Here is a 5256-nt window from a genome sequence, read left to right as displayed (position 1 = left end):
CGGGGCGGCTAACCCGGCGTCCTGCCGGGTTGCCCACGGATTCAAGCCTGCGTTCGGCCAGCGTGGTTTAACGGGGCGCCTGAGATCAAAAGCAAGAGCGACTCGCTTCGCATCGTGGTTACGGGTGGGTGCTACAGAGTTGTGTAGATACCTATGTTTCGTTCGCTTAACTGACAGGCATTAGGGCTTGCCCCCGATGGCGGTGGTTCAGTTACAGATACTGAGACTGACACACCTCTATCGGGGGCAAGCCCCCTCCCACATTTGGACCGAGGCGTTATCAAGGGGATATAGGGGCGCTGGCCGGGAAGGTTTCTTCGATAGCCTCATCAAGCTGGCTATCGCTGACCGCGCGGTCCTGCACCTTCATACTCGACTCGCAATGGCATTCGGCATTCGGGCACGGCTGTCCGGGCGCCGATCGCACGATCAACATCGGTCCGATAGACTGAGTTCGGCAATGCGGGAGCAATGGCCTGCTAACTGAGCCCCTGCTCGGCAAAAACAGCGACGAGCCATTCCATGAAAGCGCGCACTTTGGGCGAGCGGTATTTGCGGTCAGTGAGAAGCAACGAGACAGGTTTGGGAACGGTGTGCAGGTCCGGCAGAATTTCAATCAGTTCGCCCGACGCGATATGCGGCTGCAGCGAGGGACGCAAGCCCTGCACGATACCCAACCCCGCCAGGCCGCAGCAGAGGAAGGCTTGCGAGTCATCGACCACGATGCCGCTTTTCAACGTCACCAACAGGCTTTCACCGCCGATTTGAAACCTCCAGGGCATGATTTGCTGGCGATGATCAATCAGGAAGTTGACCGCAAGGTGATCGGACAACGCTTCAAAAGTGGTGGGGGTACCGTACTGTTCGAGGTAGGAGGGCGCGGCGCAGGTGACCATGGGCACGGTGCCGATTCGTTTGGCAATCAGGCTCGACGAGTCAAGTTCCCCTAGCCGAACGGCGCAGTCTACGCCCTGCGCGATCAAATCAACCTGGTGATCCGAAGACCCGAGAATCAACTCGATTTCGGGGTAGAGAGCCCGGAACTTTGGAAGGGAAGGGATGATAAATGCCTTGGCGAGGGTCACCGGAACATCCACCCTGAGCTTTCCCCGGGCAGGTCGATCCGGTGAGAACCACGCCACGGTATCAGACAGATCGGCCAGCAGTTGCTTGCATCGATCGTAGAACTCCTCCCCCTCAGGCGTCACGTGGATCTTGCGCGTCGTGCGATGCAAAAGCTGGACGTTGAGTTCCTGTTCAAGATTCTGAATCGCTTTGGAAAGCGCGGGCCGGTGAAGCCTCAGCGACTCGGCGGCGCGGGTATAGCTGCCTTGCTCAACCACGGCCACGTAAATTTCCATCGCCTCGATCATGTTCATTGTCAGGCCTTTGATTAAACCGTTACGTGAGTGAACTCGATTGTAATTGGATTGATAACAATCTTGTGCTTCAAGGGCTGTTTATCCAGCGTCACGGGAGAGAAACAATGCCTCCAGCCTGGGCACACCGAATTTGTCGGGACGCCCCACATTGCTTGGAGTAAAAATATGAAAGCTTGGCTGCTGCAGGATTTTGGTCTTGAAAATCTGAAACAGGGCGAGACCCAAACGCCCACCCCCAAGGCCGGTGAGCTGCTGGTCAAAGTCGGTGCTGTCGCCCTCAATTTTCGCGACAAGGCAATTGTGGATGGGATCTATGAGCCGCACATGGTTCCCAAGCCGCTGATCCTTGTCAGCGACGCAGCGGGCACTGTCGTGGCAGTGGGCGAGTGCGTCAGCCGATTCGCAGTAGGCGACCGTGTCAACTCGCACCTGTACTCGCGCTGGATAGACGGCATGCCTGCCCACGACGAACCAGACTACTGCTTCGGCTCACCACTGCCGGGTGGCCTGGCTGAATTCATGATCATCCATCAAGACAGTGCAGTGCGTGCCCCCGATGACATGAGTGACGAAGAAGCCTCGACCCTTCCCATCGCGGCCTTGACCGCATGGTACTCGCTGGTGGACTTCGGCCAGATTGAAGCTGGCCAGAGCGTGCTGGTGCAAGGCACAGGAGGCGTGTCCATCTTCGCCGCACAAATCGCCATGGCCCTGGGTGCCAAGGTCATCGTCACCTCCAGCCGTGATGAAAACCTTGATGCAGTCATCAAGCTGGGCGCGGTCGCCGGCGTCAACTATCGCAAAACACCTGACTGGGCCGCTGAAGTATTGAAACTCACCGACGGAAAGGGCGTAGACCTGCTTCTGGAAGTGGCGGGCGGCGAGGGTATCAACGACTCCGTCCAGGCAACCAAAGTGGGCGGCCGCATTGCCCAGATTGGCTTCCTGACCGGACAAACGGCTAACCTGAACTTAATGCCACTGATCTTCCGCCAAACCACCATTCGTGGCATTGCAGTTGCTCCTCGCGCGTCATTTGATCGGATGAATGCGTTTCTCGACACCCATCACATCCGGCCGGTGATCGACCATGTCTACCCGTTTGAACAGGCGCGTGAGGCCTACGAGCACTTGGCACGCGGCCCATTCGGCAAGGTTGTTATCAAGGTCAGCTAAAATATAGTGACCAGCGAGGCTCGTCATTGATCCTGATCAGGTGTCCTTGCCGGCCCGCTCTGTAACATCAGGCCTCCATTCAAGACCAGGGACGGTTCAACACGCGTCCCTGGTCGCGCATCTCAAGGACGAGTCAGCCATGCGATCAGTGAAGATCCTTTTATTATCATCGGCATTCAACGGTTTGACCCAGCGGGCCTGGCTGGATTTGCGCCAGGCGGGTCATGACCCCAGTGTTGTCGTGTTCACGGATGAAGCCACGGTGTGTCGGCAGGTCGAAGACTCAGGCGCGGACCTGGTGATCTGTCCGTTTTTGAAGGACCGTGTGCCCCGGCAACTGTGGCGCAATCCGCAGCGCCCGGTGGTGATCATCCATCCGGGCATTGTCGGCGACCGTGGCGCCAGTGCGCTGGACTGGGCCATCACCCGGCAGGTCGGCCGCTGGGGCGTCACGGCGCTACAGGCGGTCGAGGAAATGGATGCCGGGCCGGTCTGGTCGACCTGTGAGTTCGACATGCCCGCCGATGTGCGCAAATCCGAGTTGTACAACGGTGCGGTGAGTGACGCCGCGATGGTGTGCATCCGCGACGTAGTGGAAAAGTTCGCCAAGGGTTTCGTGCCTGTGCCGCTCGACTACACGCGAGCCGACGTTGTCGGGCGTTTGCAGTCGAACATGACCCAGGCTGACCGCACCTTCAGTTGGTTCGATTGCGCAACCTTCATCAAGCGCAGCATCGACGCCGCCGATGGCCAGCCCGGTGTGTTGGCCAGCCTCCAGGGCGAGCAATATTACCTGTACGACGCGCACCTGGATTCACGCCAGGGGACGCCGGGGGAAATCCTTGCGGTACAGGACGACGCCGTGCTGGTGGCTGCCGGGGATCACAGCGTCTGGATCGGCTCGCTCAAACGCAAGGCCCAGCCAGGGGAAGAGACTTTCAAGCGGCCGGCGCGGCATGTTCTGGCCGACGGCCTGCTCGGTATTCCGGTGCTCGATAGCACCATCGCCCACCAGGCGTTCAATCCGCAGGTCTATCAACCGATTCGCTACCGGGAGTTTGGTCACGTCGGCGAACTGACGTTTGAGTTCTACAACGGTGCGATGAGCACTGAACAATGCCGGCGGCTGGTGGCTGCGTTGGAGTGGGCCAAGGGGCGAGACACCCAGGTGTTGTTGATCAAGGGCGGTCGCGGCAGTTTTTCCAATGGGGTTCACCTTAACGTCATTCAGGCTGCCGAGGTGCCGGGGCTGGAAGCCTGGGCCAACATTCAAGCCATCGACGATGTCTGCCAGGCGCTTCTGACCGCCAGGCAACTGGTGATCAGCGGCTTGACCGGCAGTGCGGGCGCAGGCGGCGTCATGCTTGCGCTGGCTGCCGATATCGTATTGGCACGCGAAGGCGTGGTGCTGAACCCCCATTACAAAAGCATGGGACTGTACGGTTCCGAATACTGGACCTACAGCCTGCCACGGGCCGTTGGCAGTGAAGTCGCGCACAGGCTCACCGAAGAATGCCTGCCCATCAGTGCCTTCCAAGCCCGGCACTATGGAATGATCCAGGACATCGGCCCCCGTTGCCCACACGCCTTCGACCTGTGGCTCGCGCAACAAGCCGGCAGCGCGCTGACCGATGAGCGATACCTGCTCGCACGCACCCGTAAAGCCACGATGGAGATCGAACAGGTTGAGCGCTGTCGCGAACGGGAGCTGGCGCAGATGCAGTTGGACATGGTGCAAGACCGCCAACAGTTTGCGCAAAAGTGCCGCAATTTCGTACTCAAGCGCAAAACCTGCCAGACCCCGCAGCGTCTGATCGCGGCATGGGCGTTGAGGTTCGAGACCGAGTTGCCCGAAAGCCCGAAAGGGCTGGCGGGATAAACCAGTCGCGATGCTATGCTTGGCGTTTGGCAACAGGATAACAAGGGAGCTATGAGTCGCCCGCTGTTCATTTCGCTGGACGGGCCCAAGGGCACCGGCAAGACCACGCTGCTGGAGGCGGTGACGGCAGCGCTGAGGGCCAATCATAAAAAGGTCGTCAGGCTGTGCGAAAAAAACAGCGATCCCCACCGGGGTGAAACCATGGGGCTGGTCAACCAACTCGTGCGACATCCCGACCCGGCGCTGGAGTGGGCGGTGTGTGAGCGGTTCGCCGACAGCCGTGGCTGGATTTCCAGGCACGTACTGCCTGAACAGCCCTCTGACAGCATCATCCTGATCGACCGCTGGTATCCCTCCGACGCGGCCTTTCGCCGGCTGATTCCGTTTGCGCAGATTTTACAGCTCAACCTCGACCGTCAGGTGCAGGTGCCGGACCTGCATGTCGGGGTTGTCACCGACGCGCACATCTCATGGGCGAGGGCGGCGGCACGACGGCGCGGGCTGAACAGTACGGTGCTGCACACGCTGGAAGAGCATGCCGCCTGCACCCATGCGTTTGAGCGGGCGGTTGCCGATCACGGTTGGGTTTTATGCCGCAATGAGGGATCGATCGAGGAGGCGACGAGGCAGGTGGTTTGCGCGATAGAAAATCTGCCGAGTGGGCGCCAGCCCGGGGGCCGTCAGGGGGCCGCTGGAGCCTAGCTCAATCATGCAGATCTGGATCCGACATGTCATTTGGAACGACCCACTCTGCCTGTAAGTCTACCTGTATCTACTCATGGCTAAGGTACAGCGCAATGGATAAGACAATCACCGCCG

4 protein-coding genes are annotated in these 5256 nt (G+C 59.6%); 3 read left to right on the top strand and 1 reads right to left on the bottom strand.

Going from position 1 to position 5256, the window contains the following annotated elements; genetic code table 11:
• Positions 1–479 precede the first annotated feature (479 nt).
• Positions 480–1379 (bottom strand): LysR family transcriptional regulator, encoded by a 900-nt coding sequence (locus BFP93_RS01690; protein WP_065891695.1) that lies wholly within the window; start codon positions 1377–1379, stop codon positions 480–482.
• Positions 1380–1547: 168 nt separating this feature from the next.
• Here BFP93_RS01690 and BFP93_RS01685 point away from each other — a divergent pair, with 168 nt between their 5' ends.
• The 3 genes from BFP93_RS01685 to BFP93_RS01675 all read left to right on the top strand — a co-directional run bounded on the left by BFP93_RS01685 (position 1548) and on the right by BFP93_RS01675 (position 5139).
• Entirely contained in the window at positions 1548–2558 is a 1011-nt protein-coding gene (locus BFP93_RS01685) for a zinc-dependent alcohol dehydrogenase family protein (RefSeq protein WP_065891694.1), read from the top strand.
• A gap of 139 nt (positions 2559–2697) precedes the next feature.
• Positions 2698–4437, top strand: a complete 1740-nt coding sequence (locus tag BFP93_RS01680; RefSeq protein WP_065891693.1) for a hydrogenase maturation protein — start codon at positions 2698–2700, stop codon at positions 4435–4437.
• 51 nt (positions 4438–4488) lie between these two features.
• Complete coding sequence (locus tag BFP93_RS01675; RefSeq protein ID WP_065891692.1) at positions 4489–5139, top strand: dTMP kinase; 651 nt, start codon at positions 4489–4491, stop codon at positions 5137–5139.
• Positions 5140–5256 lie beyond the last annotated feature (117 nt).

Origin of the sequence: Pseudomonas sp. 44 R 15, assembly GCF_900004965.1 — a bacterium.
GTDB classification, from domain to species: Bacteria; Pseudomonadota; Gammaproteobacteria; order Pseudomonadales; family Pseudomonadaceae; genus Aquipseudomonas; species Aquipseudomonas orientalis_A.
The sequence above is the reverse complement of the archived record's forward strand: the minus strand, read 5'-3'. Positions and strand labels throughout refer to the sequence as shown.